This is a genomic window from Oryzomicrobium sp. (assembly GCF_021287045.1).
Taxonomy (GTDB): Bacteria; Pseudomonadota; Gammaproteobacteria; order Burkholderiales; family Rhodocyclaceae; genus Oryzomicrobium.
The window spans coordinates 89,444-107,577 of sequence record NZ_JAJTBG010000004.1; the positions used below are offsets into that span (position 1 = coordinate 89,444).

Consider the following 18,134-nt stretch of genomic DNA (forward strand, 5'->3'; position numbering starts at 1 on the left):
GTTTTCCGGATCAGCAGGCGCAAATTCTGTTGCCGCCGGCCTGGCGGGCCTGTTCCAGGGCGTCGCCGGCCCGGGCCAGAACCGTTTCGCGGGTATCGGCAGGCCAGAACGCAGTGATGCCACCGGTGAGAACCATCGCCCCGTTCTCGGCCGGCAGGGCCGCCGCGCTGCGGCGCAGCCGTTCCAGGCTGCCGCTGCCGGCCTGGAGAGCCTGTTCTGGCATCAGGACCAGAAAAGTATTGTCGCCCCAGGAGGCCATCGTGTCCGCGCCGCGTAGCTCCGCACGCAAACGCCGCGCCACGTCATCCGGGGCCGTGCCCGGGTCGTTGGCGGCGAGGGGCGAATCCGACGTCTCCAGCCGCAGCAATCCCAGGCAAAATTCGCCGCCGTAGCGCCGCGCCCGGGCAATCTCGCCATTGAGGATGCGTTCGGCCAGAAGGGCCGAAACGTCGGCCACCGACATGTCCACCAGTCCCACCAGGATGCCGCCCAGCCCTCCGGCATGGCTTTGCACCGGCAGGGCGCGGATGCGGACCCAGCGGCCCATTTCCCCGGGGCCCAGGCGAGCGAACTCTTCGTCCGTGGCCTGGCCCGTGGTGCGCACGATTTCCAGCGGATTGCGTTCGGCGGGCAGGGGATTCCCTTGGGCGTCGAACAGGGCCCATTCCGGCGCCGGCAGGGGCCACATCAATTCGGCTGCCGACCGGCCCAGGATGGCCAGGCCGGTGCCGTTGGCGTGGAGGAGGCGGCCATCCGCCGGATCGACCAGCAGGGCGCCCACGCCAAGCATGTCGAGGAGGGCGCAGTAATCGCCGACCCGGTGGATGTGCAGCAACGAGGCTTGATTGTAGGGGGCGCTCATGGCGAAGGAGGAAAAAAACCATGACCCATTCACTGTAGAAGCGGCCTCGGCGGGGGGCAAGCGAGGGCCGGGCGGCATGGCGGCGCCATGCTAAAATCACCGGTTTCATCTTTCACGCCCGCACTTTCCCGATGCGTTACCTTTCCACCCGCGGCCAGGCCGCCGAGCCTTCCTTCTGCGACATCCTCCTGGGCGGCCTGGCGCCGGACGGCGGCCTGTACCTGCCGGAAGAGACGCCCCGAGTCACCCGGGCCGAGCTGGATGCCTGGCGCCAGCTGTCCTACGCCGACCTGGCCTTCGCCATCCTCTCCAAGTTCGTCACCGACATTCCGGCGGACGACCTCAAGGCCATCTGCCGCAAGACCTACACCGCCGACGTCTATCGCTACACCCGCAACGGCGGCGCGGCGGCCGAGATCACCCCGCTGACGAAGCTGGAAGAGGGCTTCTACCTGCAGGAACTGTCCAACGGCCCGACCCTGGCCTTCAAGGACATGGCCATGCAGTTGCTCGGCAACCTGTTCGAGTACGTGCTGGACAAGCGCGGCGAGGCGATCAACATCCTCGGCGCCACCTCCGGCGACACCGGTTCCGCCGCCGAATACGCCATGCGCGGCAAGCACGGCGTCAAGGTGTTCATGCTCTCGCCCCACGGCAAGATGAGTGCCTTCCAGCGCGCCCAGATGTACTCGCTCCAGGACGCCAACATCTTCAACATCGCCGTGCGCGGCATGTTCGACGACGCCCAGGACATCGTGAAGGCCGTCTCCAACGACGCCGCCTTCAAGGCCCAGTACAAGATCGGCGCGGTCAACTCGATCAACTGGGCCCGGGTCGCCGCTCAGATCGTCTATTACTTCAAGGGCTACTTCGCCGCCACCGCCAACAATGATGAGCAGGTGGCGTTCTGCGTGCCCTCGGGCAACTTCGGCAACATCTGCGCCGGCCACATCGCCCGCCAGATGGGCCTGCCCATCGCCAAGCTGGTGCTGGCCACCAACGAGAACAACGTGCTCGACGAGTTCTTCCGCACCGGCGTCTACCGGCCGCGCAAGACCGCCGAAACCTTCGTCACTTCCAGCCCGTCCATGGACATTTCCAAGGCTTCCAACTTCGAGCGCTTCGTCTTCGATCTGGTGGGCCGTGACCCGGCCGTGGTGCGCGACCTGTGGGCCAAGGTGGATGCGGGCGGCGCCTTCGACCTGAACGGCACCCCGCACATGGGCAAGCTGGCCGGCTTTGCCTTCGCCTCCGGCGCCAGCAGCCACGCCGACCGCCTGGCCACCATCCGCGACGTGTGGGAAAAGCATGGCGTGATGATCGACACCCACACCGCCGACGGCGTCAAGGTGGCCCGGCAACACCGCCAGGCCGGCATCCCCATGGTGGTGCTGGAAACCGCCCAGCCGGCCAAGTTCGCCGAGACCATCGAGGAGGCCCTGGGCCGCGCCCCGGTGGTGCCCGAGGGCCTGCAAGGGCTGGAGAACCTGCCCCAGCGCGTCGAGGTGATGGACGCCGATACCGACGCGATCAAGCGCTACATCGTCGCCAACCTGGGCTGACGGGGCAGGGTGCCGCACCTCGCGGCCGGTACCGAAACACCCGGTCAGCCTTGATCTTCAAAGGGAAAGCCCGCTATAATCGCGGGCTTTCCTGCTTTCTCACCTTGCCCGACCGTACACGCATGGCGGCGGGCTTCGATCCACAAGGAGAATTCATGCGCCATTACGAAATCGTTTTCATCGTCCATCCGGACCAGTCCGAACAGGTCCCGGCGATGATCGAGCGCTACAAGTCGCTCGTGACCTCCCAGAACGGCACGCTGCACCGCCTGGAAGACTGGGGCCGCCGCCAGATGGCCTACCCGATCCAGAAGGTCCACAAAGCCCACTACGTGCTCATGAACATCGAGTGCAATGGCGAGACCCTGGCCGAACTCGAACACGCCTTCAAGTTCAACGACGCCGTGCTGCGCCACCTCGTTGTGAAGATGAAGCACGCGATCATCGCTCCTTCGCCCATGATGAAGGAAGAGAAGTCCAAGAACCTGCTGAACGGCGAAAAGGCCGAGGGCGCTGCCCCCGCCGAAGCCGCCCAGCCGGCTGCCTAACGCATTCAAGCAGGATCATTGTCGGACACGGCTTCCCCGCCTGACACCGCTGCGGCCAACCGAATAGTGTTCGCCGGCAGCCTTTCCGAAAAGAAAGCGCTGCGTTACACCCCGGCCGGGGTGCCAGTGGTCGAAGGACGCGTCACCCACGCCTCGGAACAGATCGAGGCCGGGCTGAAACGCAAGGTGGAATGCGAACTCGGCGTGGTGGCCCTGGGCGAGACGGCGAAACTACTGAACGCCGCCCAGCCCGGGCAAAACCTCCGGATTACCGGATTTCTCGCCGCCCGCAGCCGCAACAGCCGACAACCCGTCCTGCATGTGATCACGATCGAATTTTTGGAAGGAAACGAAAATGCCCAGACCCTTTGGCAAGCGTAACGACGACAAGAACAAGAAGCGCCCCCAGCGCGGCGGCCTGTTCAAGCGTCGCAAGTTCTGCCGCTTCACCGCCGAGAAAGTCGAACAGATCGACTACAAGGACGTTGAAGTGCTGAAGGACTTCATCGCCGAAAACGCCAAGATCATGCCCGCCCGCCTGACCGGCACCAAGGCCGGCTACCAGCGCCAGCTGTCGCTCGCCATCAAGCGCGCCCGCTTCCTGGCCCTGATGCCCTACACCGATAACCACGCCTGATCGGGAGAACGAAACATGCAAATCATTCTGCTCGAAAAGGTCGTGAACCTCGGCAACCTGGGCGACGTGGTCAAGGTCAAGGACGGCTACGCCCGTAACTACCTGATCCCCAACGGCGTTGCCCGCCGCGCCACCCCGGACGCCCTGGCTCAGTTCGAAGCCAAGCGCGCCGAGCTGGAAAAGGCCGCCGCCGAGAAGCTGGCTGCCGCTCAAGCCGTGGGCGAAAAGCTCGCCGGCCTGATGGTCCAGATCTCCCGCAAGGCCGGCGTCGACGGCCGCCTGTTCGGTTCCGTCACCAACCACGACGTGGCCGAAGGCCTGCAAGCCCAGGGCTTCGCCGTGGAAAAGCTGATGGTGCGGATGCCGGAAGGCGCCCTCAAGACCATCGGCGACTTCCCGGTGGACGTCGCCCTGCACACCGACGTGGTGGTGCAGGTCACCGTCTCCGTGCTCGGCGAGCACTAAGCCGGTTCGGGTGCCGCGGCACCCGGCAAACTGCTTCGGCACGAATGCCGTCCAGCGCAAGCTGGGCGGCATTTTGCTTTGTGGCCGCCTGAGCAAAATGCCGCCGGCCCCGCCGACCGGCAGGGTAAAATCGCCCCCTCGTTACTCTTTCCACCGAATTCTGGCCGCCGCTGTGAACAGCCCCACCCGCACCTTCAAACGCAAGTCCGACGTCTCTCAGTCAATCGATCCGGCCCTCGCCCAACTGCGCGTGCCGCCCCACTCCATGGAGGCGGAACAGTCGCTGCTGGGCGGCCTGCTGCTCGACAACCAGGCCTGGGACAAGATCGCGGACAAGGTGAACGAGAGCGACTTCTACCGGGACGAGCACCGCCGCATCTTCCGCCACATCGCCGGCCTGATGGAAAAGGCAAAGCCGGCCGACGTGGTGACGGTGTTCGAATTGATCGAAGCGGCGGGCGAGTCCGAGCAGACCGGCGGCCTGGCCTACCTGGGGGAGCTGGCGGCCAACACCCCGTCCGCCGCCAACATCGGCCGCTATGCCGAAATCGTCCGGGAGCGGGCGGTGCTGCGCAAGCTGGTGAGCGTGGGCGATGAAATCTCCACCTCGGCCCTCAACACCATGGGCAAGGACGCCAAGACCCTGCTCGACGAGGCCGAGGCCAAGGTGTTCGCCATCGCCGAGGCCGGCAACCGCCACCAGCAGGGCTTCGTGCACATCAACCCCCTGCTCAACCAGGTGGTGACCCGCATCGAGGAACTGCACGACCGGGAGAACCCTTCCGAGATCACCGGGGTGCCCTCCGGCTTCCTCGACCTGGACAACAAGACCTCGGGCCTCCAGCCCGGCGACCTGATCATCGTCGCCGGCCGTCCCTCCATGGGCAAGACTGCCTTCGCCCTGAACATCGCCGAGCACGTGGCCGTGGAAGAGCGTCTGCCGGTGGGGGTGTTCTCCATGGAAATGGGTGGCGCCCAACTGGCCCAGCGTATGCTGGCCTCGGTGGGCCGCCTCGATTCGCACCGGCTGCGCACCGGCCGCATCACCGACGACGAGTGGGGCAAGTTCACCTTCGCCCTGGGCAAGATGCACGAGGCGCCGCTGTACATCGACGAGACCGGCGGCCTCAACCCCATCGACCTGCGCGCCCGGGCGCGCCGCCTGCACCGCCAGTACGGCAAGCTCGGCCTGATCGTGATCGACTACATCCAGCTCATGTCCTCGGCCCGGCCGGCCGACAACCGGGCCAACGAAGTGTCGGAAATCTCCCGCTCGATCAAGTCCCTGGCCAAGGAGCTGGAAGTGCCGATCATCGCGCTCTCCCAGCTCTCTCGTAAGGTGGAAGAGCGCACCGACAAACGCCCGATGATGTCCGACTTGCGCGAATCCGGCGCCATCGAACAGGATGCCGACGTGATCCTGATGATGTACCGCGAGGAATATTACAAGCAAGACACCCCGGACAAGGGCATCGCCGAGGTGATCATCGGCAAGCAGCGTAACGGTCCTACCGGCACCGTGCGCCTGGCCTGGCAGGGCGAATACACCCGCTTCGGCAACCTGGCCCAGGGCGGCTTCCGCGATTCGGAGAACTGATCCCGGGTTGCCCGGCGGTATACGTTCCCATTCCACGACGGCCCGGCCTTGCCCGGGCCGTTGCCGTTTGGGGTAGCCCGGAAACCCGCGCCAGTGCTTGCGCTACGCAAAGCCTGCCTGGAGAGGGGCGCCAATGCTGGCGCTGCGGGCATGCTGCCAGGAAACCCTTATGGGGCGCGGCTCTTCAGAGCCACTCCGTCAGTGCGTTGTTCCCCGGCGCGCTCCCGGCGCCAGGCGCAGACGATGCACGCAGAAGCGCTCCTGCCCGTCGCTCCAGCAGTCCTCGGCCAGCCAGCCGGCGGCGTGGGCCAGGGCCTGGAAATCGCCGCGGCAATACTTGTGGGAATTCTCGGTGTGGATCGTCTCGCCCGGCGTGAAGTCGAAGCGCCGTCCGCACAGCTGCACCCGCTGGGTCCGGCGGCTGACCAGGTGCATCTCGATGCGGCCCAGGTCGGCCCGGTAGCGCGCCTGGTGGGCAAAGCCGTCTACGTCGAAGTCGGCCCCCAGTTCCCGGTTGATGCGCACCAGAAGGTTGAGGTTGAAGGCGGCGGTGACGCCCTGGGCGTCGTCGTAGGCGGGCAGCAGCACCGCCGGGTCCCGGGTGCAGTCGGTGCCGATCAGCATGCGGGCACCGTCCCCCAGGGCCGCCGCCATCAGGCGCAGGAAGGCGACCACGCCGAAGGGCGACAGGTTGCCGATGGTGGAGCCGGGGAAGAAGCCCAGGCGGGGCCGTTCCGGCGCTTGCAGGTCGTCAGGCAGGTCGAAGGGCAGGGTGAAGTCGGCCACCAGGGGCACGATGTGCAGGCCGGAAAATTCCAGGGCCAGGGCTCGGGCCGAGTCCAGCAGGAACTCCTCGGCCAGGTCGAGAGGCACGTAGGCATGGGGTTCGGCCAGGGCGCGCAGCAGCAACGGCGTCTTGCGGCTGGAACCGCTGCCGATCTCCACCACCACGGCGGCCGCCCCCACCGGGCGGGCCATGTCTCGGGCGTGGGCTTCGAGAATGCCGATCTCGGTGCGGGTCGGGTAGTACTCGGGCAGCCGGGTGATCTCCTCGAACAGCTCGGAGCCGCGCTGGTCGTACAACCAGGCGCTGGAGATGCGCTTTTGGGGCAGGGCCAGCCCGGCGAGCACGTCGGCGGCAAAGGCGCCGGCAGCGGGGCCCCGGGAGGCGGTGGCGTTCAAATCGGTGGTATTCATCAAGCGTCCTCGGCCAGGCGCAGGCCGGCAAACTGCCAGCGCTGGTGGGGGTAGAAGAAGTTGCGATAGGTGGCGCGCAGATGGCCTGCCGGGGTGGCGCAGGAGCCGCCGCGCAGCACGAACTGGTTGCACATGAACTTGCCGTTGTATTCGCCGATGGCCCCCGCCGCAGGGCGGAAGCCCGGGTAGGCGACGAAGGGGCTGGCAGTCCATTCCCACACGTCGCCGTACATCTGGACCAACCCCGGTCCGGCAGCGGCGGGGGCCGCCAAGGGGCGCAGGGTGCCCCGGTCGGCCAGGTTGGCCCCCTCCAGCGCGGCCTCAGGCAGGCCCTGGGCGGCCACTTCCCACTCGAACTCGCTGGGCAGCCGCTTGCCTGCCCAACGGGCGTAGGCATCGGCCTCGTAGAAGCTGACGTGGGCCACCGGAGCGGCCGGGTCCAAGGATTGCAGCCCGGCCAGGGTCATGGCCCGGGGCGCCTCGCCGGGGGCGGGCTCGCCGTTCCAGTGGAGCGGGGTGGTCCAGCCCTCGGTCTGGACCGTCTTCCAGCCGTCGGAAAGCCACAGGGTGGGAGTGCGGTAGCCACCGTCGGCGATGAAGTCGCACCACTCGGCGTTGCACACCGGGCGCGAAGCGAGGCGGAAGGGGCGCAGCAGCACCTCGTGGCGCGGCCCCTCGCAGTCGTAGGCAAAGCCCTCACCATCGTGGCCGACCCAGTGCCGGCCGCCGTCGAAGGGAATCCAGGCAGGCGAGCCGGGCGCCGTGGCGGGGGCGGACGGTGGCGCGGCGTCCCGGTAGGCCGGATGCAGGGGGTTCTGGGCGAACAGGTGCAGCAGGTCGGTGAGCAGCAATTCCTGGTGCTGCTGTTCGTGGTGCAGACCGAGGACGACGCGCCGGGCGAGGGCATCCGGCACTGGATCGGCCAGCAGGCGGGCCATGGCGTTGTCCACATGGGCGCGGTAGCCCTGCACCTCGTCCAGGGATGGCCGGGTCAGCAGTCCCCGCCGGGGGCGCGGATGGCGGGCGCCGACGCTGTCGTAGTAGGAGTTGAACAGGTAGCGGTAGCGGGCGTCGTAGCCGCGGTAGGCAGGGGCCGCGCCGGCCAGGATGAATTCCTCGAAGAACCAGGTGGTGTGAGCCAGGTGCCACTTGGCCGGACTGGCATCGTCCATGGATTGGACCGTGGCATCCGCATCGGACAGCCCCTCGGCCAGGGCGAGGCTGCGGGCGCGCACCGCGGCGTAGCGGCCTGCCAGGTCACAGCCGGAAGCATCGGCGGGCGCGGGCATCATCGACATCCTTCCTGCGGCGGCGGAACGGCTTTTCACCTTAGGCGAGCCAAAGGGCTTTTGCCAGGCGCTCGTTGCAAGCGGGCAGCGTCATATCTCGGTAACAACGGCAGGCCACTCTCGGTGCGTTGCAGGTCGACGGTGTGAATCGTTTGAATCCGAGGTCGCGATGGCTGAGACGATATTCTGCTACTGCTGCAGGTTGAAGCATCCCAAGGACCAGATGCGTCTGTACCCGACCAAGCGCGGGCCGCGTTGGCGCTGCCTGCGCAGCATCGAGGGAGCGAGCCGGAGCATCGCCGAGCGCGATGCGTTCGGCCACCAGCAGACGGTGATCAACAGCGAACAGGCGCGCCTCCACGCTCAGTACTCGCTGCGCCTGCGCCACGGCGACGCCGCCCGTTAGCCCCGGCACCCGCCGCAGCCGGGAGTCCGGTTTGCCTGGATGGGGAGTCAGGTGGCCGGGCCTTGTTCTAAGGGTCGGTGGCCGCTGCGGGCATCGTCCTTTGCCGCCCGGAAATCTCGGCTCACCGGACTGTTTTTCTTCAGAGGCTGGGCGAAGGTCCGCGCCAATAAAGGCGTTTCGAGGTGGCTGCCTGGAGAGCCTCGCCAATACTCGATCTTCAGAGGGCATGCCTCAAACCCCGCGACTGGCGCGGGGTTCGGCCATATCGAAAGCTATGGCTGGGAAAAATCAGTCTCGGGCGGGCTTCCAGCCCGGGTGGGCGAAGTAGCGGCCATAGGCCTGCAAGGCCTTCGCCACCTTGACGGCGCCGTCGTGGCGGGACGTGCCTTCCTGGTCTTGCATGACCTCGGCGCCGGCCAGCAGATCGGCGATCACCAGGTGGAGCATGGCATCGGCCTCGGCGCCGAGCTTGCAATGTTCCACGGCGTAGGCCACTTCCTTGTTCACCGTGGCGGCAAGGGCGGCGTAGTCGGCGTCGCTGAAGCGCTCCTGGTGGATCCGGGGCAGGGCGTGGGCCATGGCGCCGTTGATGCGCCCCATGGCGCCGCGCAAGGGGGCATCGGTCTGCCATTTCTTGCCGGCGTTGAGGTGCAGCAAGGCAGGGGCTTCGGCACTGCCGTGGTCGTGGGAATGGCCATGGGCCTGAGCCTGGACGGAAGAGGAGAGGGTGAGCAGGGCGGCCAGGAACAGGGGCGTGGCGGGTAGTTTCATCGTGAAGTCTCTCGGAGATGTGGAGGGCCGAGACCTGGATCGGGGCCGCGGACGAAATATCCGAGCATTTTTGTCGGCTACTGCTTAAACCAACCTTAAGCCAAAGGGCTGGATTTGATGCCGCTCATAAAAGCCCACAAGTGCGGATTCCCCACCTGCCTGGCGGGCGGTCCAGGGGGAAGGCGATGCCTCCTGAAGAGGGTGTTTCCGGATGAACCTAAATCTCAGGACCTGGCCTAACACCCGGCACAAAATCTGTCTTCACGGGATCGCTGGCACCGAATCGCGGTACGGTGCGGTAACGGTCCCTGACCTGGAGCAAGCCATGGCGCAACGCGTGCTGGTGACCGCCGGAGCCTCCGGAATTGGGCGCGAGATTGTCCGGGCGTTTGCCGCGGGCGGCGCCGGGGTCTTCGTGTGCGACATCGACGCCCAGGCGCTCACGGTGCTGGCCGGTGAAATCCCCGGTGTGACGGTCGGCATCTGCGATGTGTCGAAGCGGGCCGAGGTCGAGCGCATGGTGGCGGACTGCGCACAGGCCCTGGGCGGCCTCGACGTGCTGGTCAACAACGCAGGCATCGCCGGCCCGACCGCATCGGTCGAGACGATGGACCCCGATGCGTGGGAAAAGGTCATGCAGGTGGACCTGACCGGAACCTTCAACGTCACCCGCTGCGCCATTCCCCACCTGAAACAGTCCGGCGCCGGTGCCATCATCACCATGTCATCCGTGGCCGGGCGTTTCGGCTACGCCAACCGCAGCCCGTATTGCACGGCCAAATGGGGACTGATCGGATTCACCAAGACGCTGGCCATCGAGCTGGGCGAATACGGGATTCGCGCCAATGCCATCCTGCCGGGCGCGGTGGACGGACCCCGCATCCAGCGGGTGTTCGAAGGTCGTGCCCAGGTGAGCGGCCGGCCCCTGGAGCAGATCAAGCAAGAGGCGATGGCCGTCCAGTCGCTCAAACGATTGGTCGATCCGAAGGACATTGCCGCATTGGCGGTATTCCTGGCCTCGGATGCCGCAAAGTCGATCTCCGGCCAGATGCTGCCGATCGACAACGACATGCAGCAGGCCAGTTGACCCTGCCACGATTCAAGGACACCAGCGATGAACACGACGACCGCAACGACCGCAACGGCTGCGGAGCCTGTCCTGCAGCATCTCGACCGGCTGCTTCCCGACCTTGAGGCCTTCTATAAGGACGTGCACGCGCACCCCGAGTTGTCGATGCAGGAGACGCGCACGGCCGAACGGGTGGCGGAGCGGCTGCGCGCCGCCGGGTATGAGGTGACGACGGGGATCGGGAAGACCGGTGTGGTGGGCCTGCTGCGCAACGGCGACGGGCCCACCGTGATGTTGCGCGCCGACATGGACGCCCTGCCGGTCGAGGAGGCGACCGGCCTCGACTACGCCAGCAAGGAAACGGCCAAGGACCGGGAAGGCAACACGGTGCCGGTGGGGCACATGTGCGGGCACGACATGCACGTCGCCTGGCTCGTGGGGGCGACAGCCCTGTTCGCCCAGGCCAAGCCGGCCTGGCGGGGAACGCTGATGGCGGTCTTCCAGCCCGGGGAAGAGACCGCGGAGGGGGCGCAGGCCATGATCGACGACGGCCTCTTCACACGCTTTCCCAAACCGGCGGTCGTCCTCGGGCAGCACGTCATGGTGGGGCCGGCCGGTGCCGTGGCCGGGCGCACCGGCGCCATCACTTCGGCGGCGGACAGCCTGCAAATCCGCCTGTTCGGTCGGGGCGCCCACGGATCGATGCCCCAGGCCAGCATCGATCCGGTGGTGATGGCGGCCGCGACGGTGATGCGCCTGCAAACCGTGGTGTCCCGCGAAGTCGCCGCGGCGGAGGCCGCCGTGGTTACCGTGGGGGCATTGCAGGCGGGCACCAAGGAGAACGTCATCCCCGACGAAGCGATCATCAAACTGAACGTCCGGACATTCGACGAGGGGGTGCGCAAGCGGGTGCTGGCGGCGATCGAGCGGATCGTCAATGCCGAGGCTGCCGCATCGGGCGCCCCGCGGCCGCCGGAGATCACCACGCTCGATCACTACCCGCTCAACGTCAACGACGTGGAGGCGAGCAAGCGGGTGGTCGAGGCGTTTCGCCGGCACTTTCCCGCCGAGCGGGTCCGGCAAACCGGGCCGGCCCCGGCCAGCGAGGATTTCGGATCGTTCGGCACCGAGTGGCACGTTCCGTCCGTCTTCTGGTTCGTCGGCGGCACCGATCCCGAGGTCTATGCCGCAGCCATGAAAGCGGGGCGGCTCAACGAGCTGCCGGTCAACCACAGCCCACTCTTCGCGCCGGTCATCCACCCGACGCTGCGGACGGGGGTCGAAAGCCTGGTCGTCGCCGCCCAGGCGTGGTTTTCGGAGCAACAGCAACAGGCGCCCGCCTAAGCCCGCGTGATCGCCGGGTCGTCCCGGCCAGCGGCTTCATCGGGCGCCGTGGGGAGAACCTGCGATGTCGCTTCTGCTCGTCCTCGATCTTGCCGGCACCTTCGTTTTCGCCCTCAGCGGCGCCACTGCCGGCGTGGAGCGGCGGCTCGACTTGTTCGGCATCCTGGTGCTCTCCTTCGTCGCCGGAAATTTCGGCGGCATCACCCGCGACCTCCTGATCGGCGCGGTGCCCCCGGCCGGCATCGGCGATTGGCGTTATCTGGCGGTGTCGCTGCTGGCGGGGGGGATCACCTTCTACCGCTATGCGGCGGTGGATCGGCTGCGCTCCCCCGTCCTCATGTTCGATGCGGCGGGGCTCGCGCTCTTCGCTGTCTCGGGGGCGCACAAGGCGCTCATGTTCGGGCTCAATCCCTTCATGGCGGCATTGCTCGGCATGCTCACGGGCATTGGCGGTGGCATGGTGCGCGACGTCCTGCTGGCCAATGTCCCCACCGTCCTGCGCGCCGACATTTACGCCACGGCTGCGTTGGCCGGCGCGGCCGTGGTGGTGGTGGGCGAACTGCTGAAGCTTCCCCCCACCGTCACGACCATCGTCGGCGCATTGCTGTGCTTCGGCCTGCGCCTCATGGCCCTGCGCCGCGGCTGGCACCTTCCGGTTGCCCGGCCTGAACGATCGTCCGACCAACAACAGTCCCAGGACTAGGCATGCCCCAGTCTTCCCCGTTTCCCGGGGAGCCCCACATACCATCAGGTCGTCCTGATACGGTGCTTGTACGGGGGGCGATTGACGGAAGAGGTTGGCATCCGCTACGCCGACGAAGGTGTTCAGGACCCGGGGCAGGAGCCGTGCTTAAGAGATTGAGGGAGCGCCCTCAGGCCCCTTCGGCGTACTCGATCACCAGCTGGGGGCTGGAGATGCCGTTGTACTCGTTGACGGTGAGGCGGTAGGCGGCGCGGATATGGTCGCCGGCGTCGTCGGTGGAGTTGAAGCGGATCGCTTCCAGCCGGGTGTTGCCCTTGCGCAGGGTCAGCTTGAGGTGCTTTTCCTTGAGCACGCGGCGCTGTTCCACCACGAATTCGTCCTGGAACAGGGGCGGGGGGAAGCCCTGGCCCCACACCTCGCCTTCGAGCAGGCGGGCCACGTCCAGGTTGAAGAAGCCGGAATCCAGGCCGCCGTCGGTTTCCAGGGTGCGGGTCAGTTCGGCCTCGGTCAGCCATTCATCGGCGACCCGGGCGAACTGGTCGCGGAATTCGTCGAAGCGTTCCTCAGGGATGGTGGCGCCGGCGGCCATGGCGTGGCCGCCGAATTTGACCAGCAGGCTCGGGGCGCGTTTGGACACCAGGTCCAGGGCGTCGCGCAGGTGGAAGCCGGGGATGGAGCGCCCCGACCCCTTGATCTCGCCGTTCTCGCCCCGGGCGAAGGCGAACACCGGGCGGTGGATGCGGTCCTTGATACGCGAGGCGAGGATGCCCACCACGCCCTGGTGCCAGTCCGCATCGAACAGGGCCAGGGCGGCGGGAATGGCGTTGCCTTCGCCTTCCAGGCCGCCGGCCTCCAGTTCGGCCAGCCGCTCCAGGGCCTGTTCCTGCATGCCGGCCTCGATCTCGCGCCGTTCCCGGTTGAGCTTGTCCAGTTCCTGGGCGATGTTGAGCGCCCGGCCCGGGTCGTCGGTGATCAGGCATTCGATGCCCAGGCTCATGTCGGAGAGACGCCCGGCGGCATTCAGCCGGGGGCCGACGACGAAGCCCAGGTCGAAGGCGGACAGGCGGTTGAGCTCCCGGCCGGCGGCCGAGAACAGGGCGCGGATGCCGGCGCACAGCTTGCCCTGGCGCATGCGGGCCAGGCCCTGGGCCACCAGGATGCGGTTGTTGCGGTCGAGCTTGACCACGTCGGCCACGGTGCCCAGGGCCACCAGGTCGAGCAGGTTGCCGAAATTGGGTTCGGGGCGGTCGGTGAAGAAGCCCCGGTTGCGCAGCTCGGCGCGCAGGGCCAGCAGCACGTAGAACATCACCCCGACCCCGGCCAGGTTCTTGGAGGGGAAGGCGCAGTCCGGCTGGTTGGGGTTCACGATCACCTCGGCCTCGGGCAGGGTCTCCCCCGGCAGGTGGTGGTCGGTGATCAGGGTGGCGATGCCCAGCTCCCGGGCCCGCTCCACCCCGGCGATGCTGGCGATGCCGTTGTCCACGGTGACCAGCAGGTCCGGGTTGCGCTCGGCGGCCAGATCCACGATCTCCGGCGACAGGCCGTAGCCCAGGGTGAAGCGGTTGGGCACCAGGTAATCCACCGTACCGCCCAGGCTGCGCAGGCCACGCACCGCCACGGCGCAGGCGGTGGCGCCGTCGCAGTCGTAGTCGGCCACGATCAGGATGCGGGCTTCTGCCTCCAGGGCATCGGCCAGCAGCGCGGCGGCGTCTTCGGCGCCCTTCAGGGCCTTGGGCGGCAACAGGCCGGCCAGGCCGTAGTCCAGGTCGCCCTTGGCGGCCACCCCCCGGGCGGCGTAGATGCGCGCCAGCAGCGGGTGCAGGCCCGATTGTTCGAGGCTCCAGACGAGTTTTTCGGAAACGGGGCGGGTGACGATGCGGGTCATGGCGTGGGGTGTCGGGTCGGTGTCTGGGGCAGGATGCGTGGGAGCGGCTGGGGGCTTGGCGTGGGTGGATGAGATCAGGCGCCCGGCCCTTCCGGATTGAGTTCCACCCCTTTGGCCTGCCAGGGGGCGGCGTAGGTGGCCAGGGCGGCGGCGGGCAGGGGGCGGCGCCAGAACTTCCAGCGGTCGCCGGGAACCAGGGTCCAGCTCACCGTGGCCCGGGTGGCGGGTACGGTCAGGGTCAGGCCGGTGAGCCGGCCAGCCCACAGGGCGGCCAGGGCCGGGGCCAGCCAGGCGGCCTCCACGGCGGGCAGGGCGCGGCGCCAGGCATCCCGGTCCTGGTACAGGGCGGCGTCGAACAGGCTGTCCAGCACCACCAGCCCCCGGCCGGCGGTGGACGCGGCCTCGGTGGTGGGCAGGGCGGTGAAATCGTCGGGCAGGGCGGCAGCCCGGGCCGGGCCGGCCAGGCCCCTGGCCAGGGGGGAATCGGCCCAGAGGTGGGTGAGGGTGGCCAGGGGGGCGGAAGTATTGGCGGCGGCGGAAAAGTCCGGTGCCGCCGGCAGGCCGTAGCCCCACAGCCACAGGCTGTTGACCGGCAGGTGGCCGGCGTCTTCGCGGCGGGCGTTGGCCGGGTGGGTGTGCAGGGCCATCTGGGCGTCGCTCACCACTCGGGTCAGGGCCGGCGGCAGGTCGGCGGCGGGCTGGCGGCCGTCGAGGCGGCGGCCGGCCACCGCCGACAGGGGCAGCACCGGCGGCAGACCGAGGGTGGTATCGAGCAGGGCTTGGGGCAGCCAGGCGTACCAGCGGTCGGGGGCCGGGGCGGCGATGCGGATGCCGTCCGGGGCGAAGTAGTCGTTGAGCCCGGCCACCAGGGCCTGGGCGTCGGCGTCGTCCAGGGCGAACTGGCGGGCATCGGCCACCACCACCTGCTGCTGGATGAAGCGCAGGTGCACCGGGTCGGCGCAGACCCAGGCGCCGGGGGGCTGGCCCGCCGGCAGGGGAGCGGCTTCGCCGGCCAGCCGGGCGGCGGCGGGGGAACGTTCCGCCTCGGCGCCATGGCCGGCCTGGAGGCGCTTGGCCAGCACTTCTTCCCAGGCCGGCGGCCGTTGCCGGGGATGGTCCACGGCGCTGCGCCGTCCCCGGGCCAGCACCGTGCCCAGGGCGGGCAGGGCCAGGTCGGCGTAGATGGCGGTGTCGCGGCGGTCGGGCCAGAACAGGTCGGGGACGAGGATTTCCAGGTGCATGGCGGTGCTGCGTGGGGCCGCGGCAGGGCGGGAGGGGATATCGGGATGCGGGGGGTGCCGGCGATGCCGAATACCGGCTGATATCGGCGGGGATGTGTCCGCAGAGTCCATGGAGCCTGCGAATTGGCCGGGTCCCGCAGTGGGTCCGGGTGGCCCGGGGGGAGGGCGGAGTGTAGCATAGCGCCTTTTCCGGGCGCCCCTGCCGGCGTGGCGCCGGACGCCGTAACGCCAGGGCATCTCACCTGGCGCCACGGCTCGCGATTTCCTGTTGTACAGCCCGTTCCCGCTCACTGCATCCACTACCTTTCCGCCAATTTCCGTGTCCTCCCTTCCCTACGAGTTGCTCATCGGCCTGCGCTACACCCGGGCCAAGAAGCGGGGCGCCCGGCGCAACCGCTTCGTCTCGTTCATCTCCGCCATTTCCATGGCCGGCATCGCCCTCGGCGTGGCCGCCTTGATCGTGGTGCTGTCGGTGATGAACGGCTTCCAGACGGAACTGCGCGAACGTATCCTCGGCGTGGCCTCCCACATTCAGATCGAAGGCATGGACGGCCAGCTGCCGGACTGGCCCCGGGTGCTGGAAGAGGCCCGCCGCCATCCGGATGTGAAGGGGGCGGCCCCCTTCGTCCAGGCCCAGTCGATGCTGACCTTCGGCGAGGAGGTGCGCGGAGTGGTAATCCGCGGCGTGCTGCCCGACATGGAGGGCCAGGTGGCGGACTTTGCCAATCACTTGAAGAGCGGCGCCCTGTCCGATCTGCGGCCCGGCGAGTTCGGCATCGTCCTTGGCAGCGAGGTGGCCCGGGCCCTGCACGTCTTCGTCGGCGACAAGGTGACGGTGATCGCGCCGCAAGGCTCGGTGACCCCGGCCGGGGTGGTGCCCCGGCTGAAGACCTTCCGCGTGGTGGGCATCTTCGAGGTAGGCATGTTCGAGTACGACTCGGGCCTGGCCCTGATCAACTTGCAGGACGCCCAGACCCTGTACCGGATGGGCGACAACGTCTCGGGTATCCGCCTCAAGCTCGACGACCTGTTCCAGGCGCCCCGGGTGGCCCGGGAGGTGGCCCGGATGATCCGCACCGACGCTTACCTGACCGACTGGACCCGCAGCCACGCCAACTTCTTTCGCGCCGTGCAGATCGAGAAGAACATGATGTTCATCATCCTGTCCCTGATTGTCGCCGTGGCCGCCTTCAACATCGTCTCGACCCTGGTCATGGCGGTCACCGACAAGCAGGCGGATATTGCCATCCTGCGCACTCTGGGGGCCTCGCCACGCAGCATCATGGCCATCTTCATGGTCCAGGGCGTGCTGATCGGGCTCGTCGGACTGGCCATCGGCGTTGCCGGCGGCGTGGCCCTGGCGCTCAACATCGACGTGGTGGTGCCCTTCATCGAGCGGATCACCGGCATCCAGTTCCTCTCCAAGGAGGTGTATTACATCTCCCAGCTGCCCTCGGAGCTGCAATGGCGCGACGTGACCACCGTTACCATCGTGGCCTTCGTCCTGGGCATCGTCGCCACCCTTTACCCCAGCTACCGGGCCTCCCGGGTCAATCCTGCCGAGGCGCTGCGCTATGAGTGATGCCGTTCTGACTTCCGCCCCCCAAGCCCCCCATGCCGCCGCCGAGGCGGTGATCGAGGCCCGGGGGCTGTCCAAGATCTTCAACGAGGGCAAGCTGTCGGTGCCGGTGCTGAGCGGCATCGACCTGACCGTTGCCGCCGGCGAGACCCTGGCCATCGTCGGTGCCTCGGGTTCGGGCAAGAGCACCCTGCTGCACCTGCTCGGCGGCCTGGATACGGCCAGTGCCGGCGAGGCGCGCTTGAAGGGCCGGCTGTGGGCCGGTATGGGCGAGGCGGAACGGGGCGACTGGCGCAACGCCCACCTGGGCTTCGTTTACCAGTTCCACCACCTGCTGCCCGAGTTCTCCGCCCTGGAGAACGTGGCCATGCCCCTGCTCATCCGCCGCACCGAGCGGGCCGTGGCCGAAGCCCAGGCCAGATCGGTGCTGGAGGCCGTGGGCCTGGGCCACCGCCTCACCCATACCCCGGGCGAGCTGTCCGGCGGCGAGCGCCAGCGCGCCGCCCTGGCCCGGGCCCTGGTGACCAAGCCGGCCTGCGTGCTGGCCGACGAGCCCACCGGCAACCTGGACCGGAGCACCGCCGACCAGGTGTTCAACCTGATGCTCGACCTGGCCCGGGACCAGGGCACCGCCTTCGTGGTGGTGACCCACGATCTGGAGCTGGCCGGGCGCTGCCACCGCCACCTGCGCATCAGCGACGGCCGCCTCGCCTGAGTCGGGCTTTTCCCGTTCCGCTGCTTCCTTGCCGCCCCGGCTCCTCCTTTAAGGTGCCGGGGCGTTTTCGTTGGGGTTTCCACAGGGCTGCAGGCGTTTTTCGTCGTGTCATGCGTAAGGGCCGGCAATCCTTGTTCAGCGGCGGTCCTGCGTTATTAATACATTGGCGGCAATCTTTATATGACCTTCGTAATGCCGTTCGTCGGATTTGACCCTATTTACGACATGGATTTTGCCGTGCCGACGCTAGAATGCTGCCGCTTC

At 67.9% G+C, this 18,134-nt stretch carries 18 protein-coding genes; 12 read left to right on the forward strand and 6 right to left on the reverse strand.

Annotation, left to right across the window (positions count from 1 at the left end; genetic code table 11):
- Positions 1 to 10: 10 nt before the first annotated feature.
- The gene (locus tag LWW89_RS05575) at positions 11 to 862 is read right to left on the reverse strand and encodes a diguanylate cyclase (RefSeq protein WP_293262430.1); all 852 of its coding nucleotides are present in this window, start codon (positions 860 to 862) and stop codon (positions 11 to 13) included.
- 131 nt (positions 863 to 993) lie between these two features.
- Between LWW89_RS05575 and thrC the strand changes: the two genes are divergently transcribed.
- The 6 genes from thrC to dnaB all read left to right on the forward strand — a co-directional run bounded on the left by thrC (position 994) and on the right by dnaB (position 5,671).
- Entirely contained in the window at positions 994 to 2,424 is a 1,431-nt protein-coding gene (gene thrC, locus LWW89_RS05580; protein ID WP_293262433.1) for a threonine synthase, read from the forward strand.
- A gap of 155 nt (positions 2,425 to 2,579) precedes the next feature.
- Positions 2,580 to 2,972 carry a 30S ribosomal protein S6 gene (gene rpsF, locus LWW89_RS05585; RefSeq protein WP_293262436.1) on the forward strand — a complete coding sequence of 131 codons (393 nt, stop codon included), beginning with the start codon at positions 2,580 to 2,582 and terminating at the stop codon, positions 2,970 to 2,972.
- 66 nt (positions 2,973 to 3,038) lie between these two features.
- Positions 3,039 to 3,353 carry a primosomal replication protein N gene (gene priB, locus LWW89_RS05590; RefSeq protein ID WP_293262439.1) on the forward strand — a complete coding sequence of 105 codons (315 nt, stop codon included), beginning with the start codon at positions 3,039 to 3,041 and terminating at the stop codon, positions 3,351 to 3,353.
- Entirely contained in the window at positions 3,328 to 3,609 is a 282-nt protein-coding gene (gene rpsR / locus LWW89_RS05595; RefSeq protein WP_293262441.1) for a 30S ribosomal protein S18, read from the forward strand. Before priB ends, rpsR begins: the two co-directional genes overlap by 26 nt.
- A gap of 15 nt (positions 3,610 to 3,624) precedes the next feature.
- Positions 3,625 to 4,074 (forward strand): 50S ribosomal protein L9, encoded by a 450-nt coding sequence (gene rplI / locus LWW89_RS05600; RefSeq protein WP_293262444.1) that lies wholly within the window; start codon positions 3,625 to 3,627, stop codon positions 4,072 to 4,074.
- 172 nt (positions 4,075 to 4,246) lie between these two features.
- Positions 4,247 to 5,671 carry a replicative DNA helicase gene (gene dnaB, locus LWW89_RS05605; protein WP_293262447.1) on the forward strand — a complete coding sequence of 475 codons (1,425 nt, stop codon included), beginning with the start codon at positions 4,247 to 4,249 and terminating at the stop codon, positions 5,669 to 5,671.
- Between the two features lie 198 nt (positions 5,672 to 5,869).
- Here the strand turns inward: dnaB and egtD are convergent, their stop codons facing one another.
- Both egtD and egtB read right to left on the reverse strand, forming a co-directional pair.
- Positions 5,870 to 6,868 (reverse strand): L-histidine N(alpha)-methyltransferase, encoded by a 999-nt coding sequence (gene egtD / locus LWW89_RS05610; RefSeq protein WP_293262450.1) that lies wholly within the window; start codon positions 6,866 to 6,868, stop codon positions 5,870 to 5,872.
- The gene (gene egtB / locus LWW89_RS05615; RefSeq protein ID WP_293262453.1) at positions 6,868 to 8,160 is read right to left on the reverse strand and encodes an ergothioneine biosynthesis protein EgtB; all 1,293 of its coding nucleotides are present in this window, start codon (positions 8,158 to 8,160) and stop codon (positions 6,868 to 6,870) included. The genes egtD and egtB overlap by 1 nt, the downstream gene beginning before the upstream one ends.
- Before the next feature lie 166 nt (positions 8,161 to 8,326).
- Between egtB and LWW89_RS05620 the strand changes: the two genes are divergently transcribed.
- Positions 8,327 to 8,563 carry a hypothetical protein gene (locus tag LWW89_RS05620; protein ID WP_293262456.1) on the forward strand — a complete coding sequence of 79 codons (237 nt, stop codon included), beginning with the start codon at positions 8,327 to 8,329 and terminating at the stop codon, positions 8,561 to 8,563.
- A 288-nt stretch (positions 8,564 to 8,851) separates the two neighbouring features.
- Here LWW89_RS05620 and LWW89_RS05625 read toward each other — a convergent pair whose 3' ends face one another.
- Positions 8,852 to 9,334 (reverse strand): hypothetical protein, encoded by a 483-nt coding sequence (locus tag LWW89_RS05625; RefSeq protein WP_293262459.1) that lies wholly within the window; start codon positions 9,332 to 9,334, stop codon positions 8,852 to 8,854.
- Between the two features lie 325 nt (positions 9,335 to 9,659).
- Here LWW89_RS05625 and LWW89_RS05630 point away from each other — a divergent pair, with 325 nt between their 5' ends.
- The 3 genes from LWW89_RS05630 (at position 9,660) to LWW89_RS05640 (ending at position 12,450) form a co-directional block, all read left to right on the forward strand.
- On the forward strand, positions 9,660 to 10,421 hold the full coding sequence (locus tag LWW89_RS05630) for an SDR family oxidoreductase (RefSeq protein WP_293262462.1): 762 nt from the start codon (positions 9,660 to 9,662) through the stop codon (positions 10,419 to 10,421).
- 27 nt (positions 10,422 to 10,448) lie between these two features.
- Complete coding sequence (locus LWW89_RS05635; RefSeq protein ID WP_293262465.1) at positions 10,449 to 11,747, forward strand: M20 family metallopeptidase; 1,299 nt, start codon at positions 10,449 to 10,451, stop codon at positions 11,745 to 11,747.
- 64 nt (positions 11,748 to 11,811) lie between these two features.
- Entirely contained in the window at positions 11,812 to 12,450 is a 639-nt protein-coding gene (locus LWW89_RS05640; RefSeq protein ID WP_293262468.1) for a trimeric intracellular cation channel family protein, read from the forward strand.
- Between the two features lie 169 nt (positions 12,451 to 12,619).
- On the opposite strand, the gene recJ is transcribed toward LWW89_RS05640, so the two are convergent.
- Both recJ and LWW89_RS05650 read right to left on the reverse strand, forming a co-directional pair.
- Positions 12,620 to 14,335, reverse strand: coding sequence for a single-stranded-DNA-specific exonuclease RecJ (recJ, locus tag LWW89_RS05645; protein WP_293262471.1), 1,716 nt, complete (start codon positions 14,333 to 14,335; stop codon positions 12,620 to 12,622).
- Between the two features lie 74 nt (positions 14,336 to 14,409).
- Complete coding sequence (locus tag LWW89_RS05650; protein WP_293262474.1) at positions 14,410 to 15,576, reverse strand: hypothetical protein; 1,167 nt, start codon at positions 15,574 to 15,576, stop codon at positions 14,410 to 14,412.
- A gap of 319 nt (positions 15,577 to 15,895) precedes the next feature.
- Between LWW89_RS05650 and LWW89_RS05655 the strand changes: the two genes are divergently transcribed.
- Entirely contained in the window at positions 15,896 to 17,158 is a 1,263-nt protein-coding gene (locus tag LWW89_RS05655) for a lipoprotein-releasing ABC transporter permease subunit (RefSeq protein WP_334158820.1), read from the forward strand.
- Positions 17,151 to 17,870 carry a lipoprotein-releasing ABC transporter ATP-binding protein LolD gene (lolD, locus tag LWW89_RS05660; RefSeq protein WP_293262477.1) on the forward strand — a complete coding sequence of 240 codons (720 nt, stop codon included), beginning with the start codon at positions 17,151 to 17,153 and terminating at the stop codon, positions 17,868 to 17,870. Before LWW89_RS05655 ends, lolD begins: the two co-directional genes overlap by 8 nt.
- The last annotated feature ends 264 nt before the right edge of the window (positions 17,871 to 18,134 follow it).

Coding starts and splice junctions, on each gene's coding strand:
- LWW89_RS05575 (WP_293262430.1), bottom strand. CDS start 862: ATGAGCGCCCCCTACAATCAAGCCTCGTTGCTGCACATCCACCGGGTC.
- thrC (WP_293262433.1), top strand. CDS start 994: ATGCGTTACCTTTCCACCCGCGGCCAGGCCGCCGAGCCTTCCTTCTGC.
- rpsF (WP_293262436.1), top strand. CDS start 2,580: ATGCGCCATTACGAAATCGTTTTCATCGTCCATCCGGACCAGTCCGAA.
- rpsR (WP_293262441.1), top strand. CDS start 3,328: ATGCCCAGACCCTTTGGCAAGCGTAACGACGACAAGAACAAGAAGCGC.
- rplI (WP_293262444.1), top strand. CDS start 3,625: ATGCAAATCATTCTGCTCGAAAAGGTCGTGAACCTCGGCAACCTGGGC.
- egtD (WP_293262450.1), bottom strand. CDS start 6,868: ATGAATACCACCGATTTGAACGCCACCGCCTCCCGGGGCCCCGCTGCC.
- egtB (WP_293262453.1), bottom strand. CDS start 8,160: ATGATGCCCGCGCCCGCCGATGCTTCCGGCTGTGACCTGGCAGGCCGC.
- LWW89_RS05620 (WP_293262456.1), top strand. CDS start 8,327: ATGGCTGAGACGATATTCTGCTACTGCTGCAGGTTGAAGCATCCCAAG.
- LWW89_RS05625 (WP_293262459.1), bottom strand. CDS start 9,334: ATGAAACTACCCGCCACGCCCCTGTTCCTGGCCGCCCTGCTCACCCTC.
- LWW89_RS05630 (WP_293262462.1), top strand. CDS start 9,660: ATGGCGCAACGCGTGCTGGTGACCGCCGGAGCCTCCGGAATTGGGCGC.
- LWW89_RS05635 (WP_293262465.1), top strand. CDS start 10,449: ATGAACACGACGACCGCAACGACCGCAACGGCTGCGGAGCCTGTCCTG.
- LWW89_RS05640 (WP_293262468.1), top strand. CDS start 11,812: ATGTCGCTTCTGCTCGTCCTCGATCTTGCCGGCACCTTCGTTTTCGCC.
- recJ (WP_293262471.1), bottom strand. CDS start 14,335: ATGACCCGCATCGTCACCCGCCCCGTTTCCGAAAAACTCGTCTGGAGC.
- LWW89_RS05650 (WP_293262474.1), bottom strand. CDS start 15,576: ATGCACCTGGAAATCCTCGTCCCCGACCTGTTCTGGCCCGACCGCCGC.
- lolD (WP_293262477.1), top strand. CDS start 17,151: ATGAGTGATGCCGTTCTGACTTCCGCCCCCCAAGCCCCCCATGCCGCC.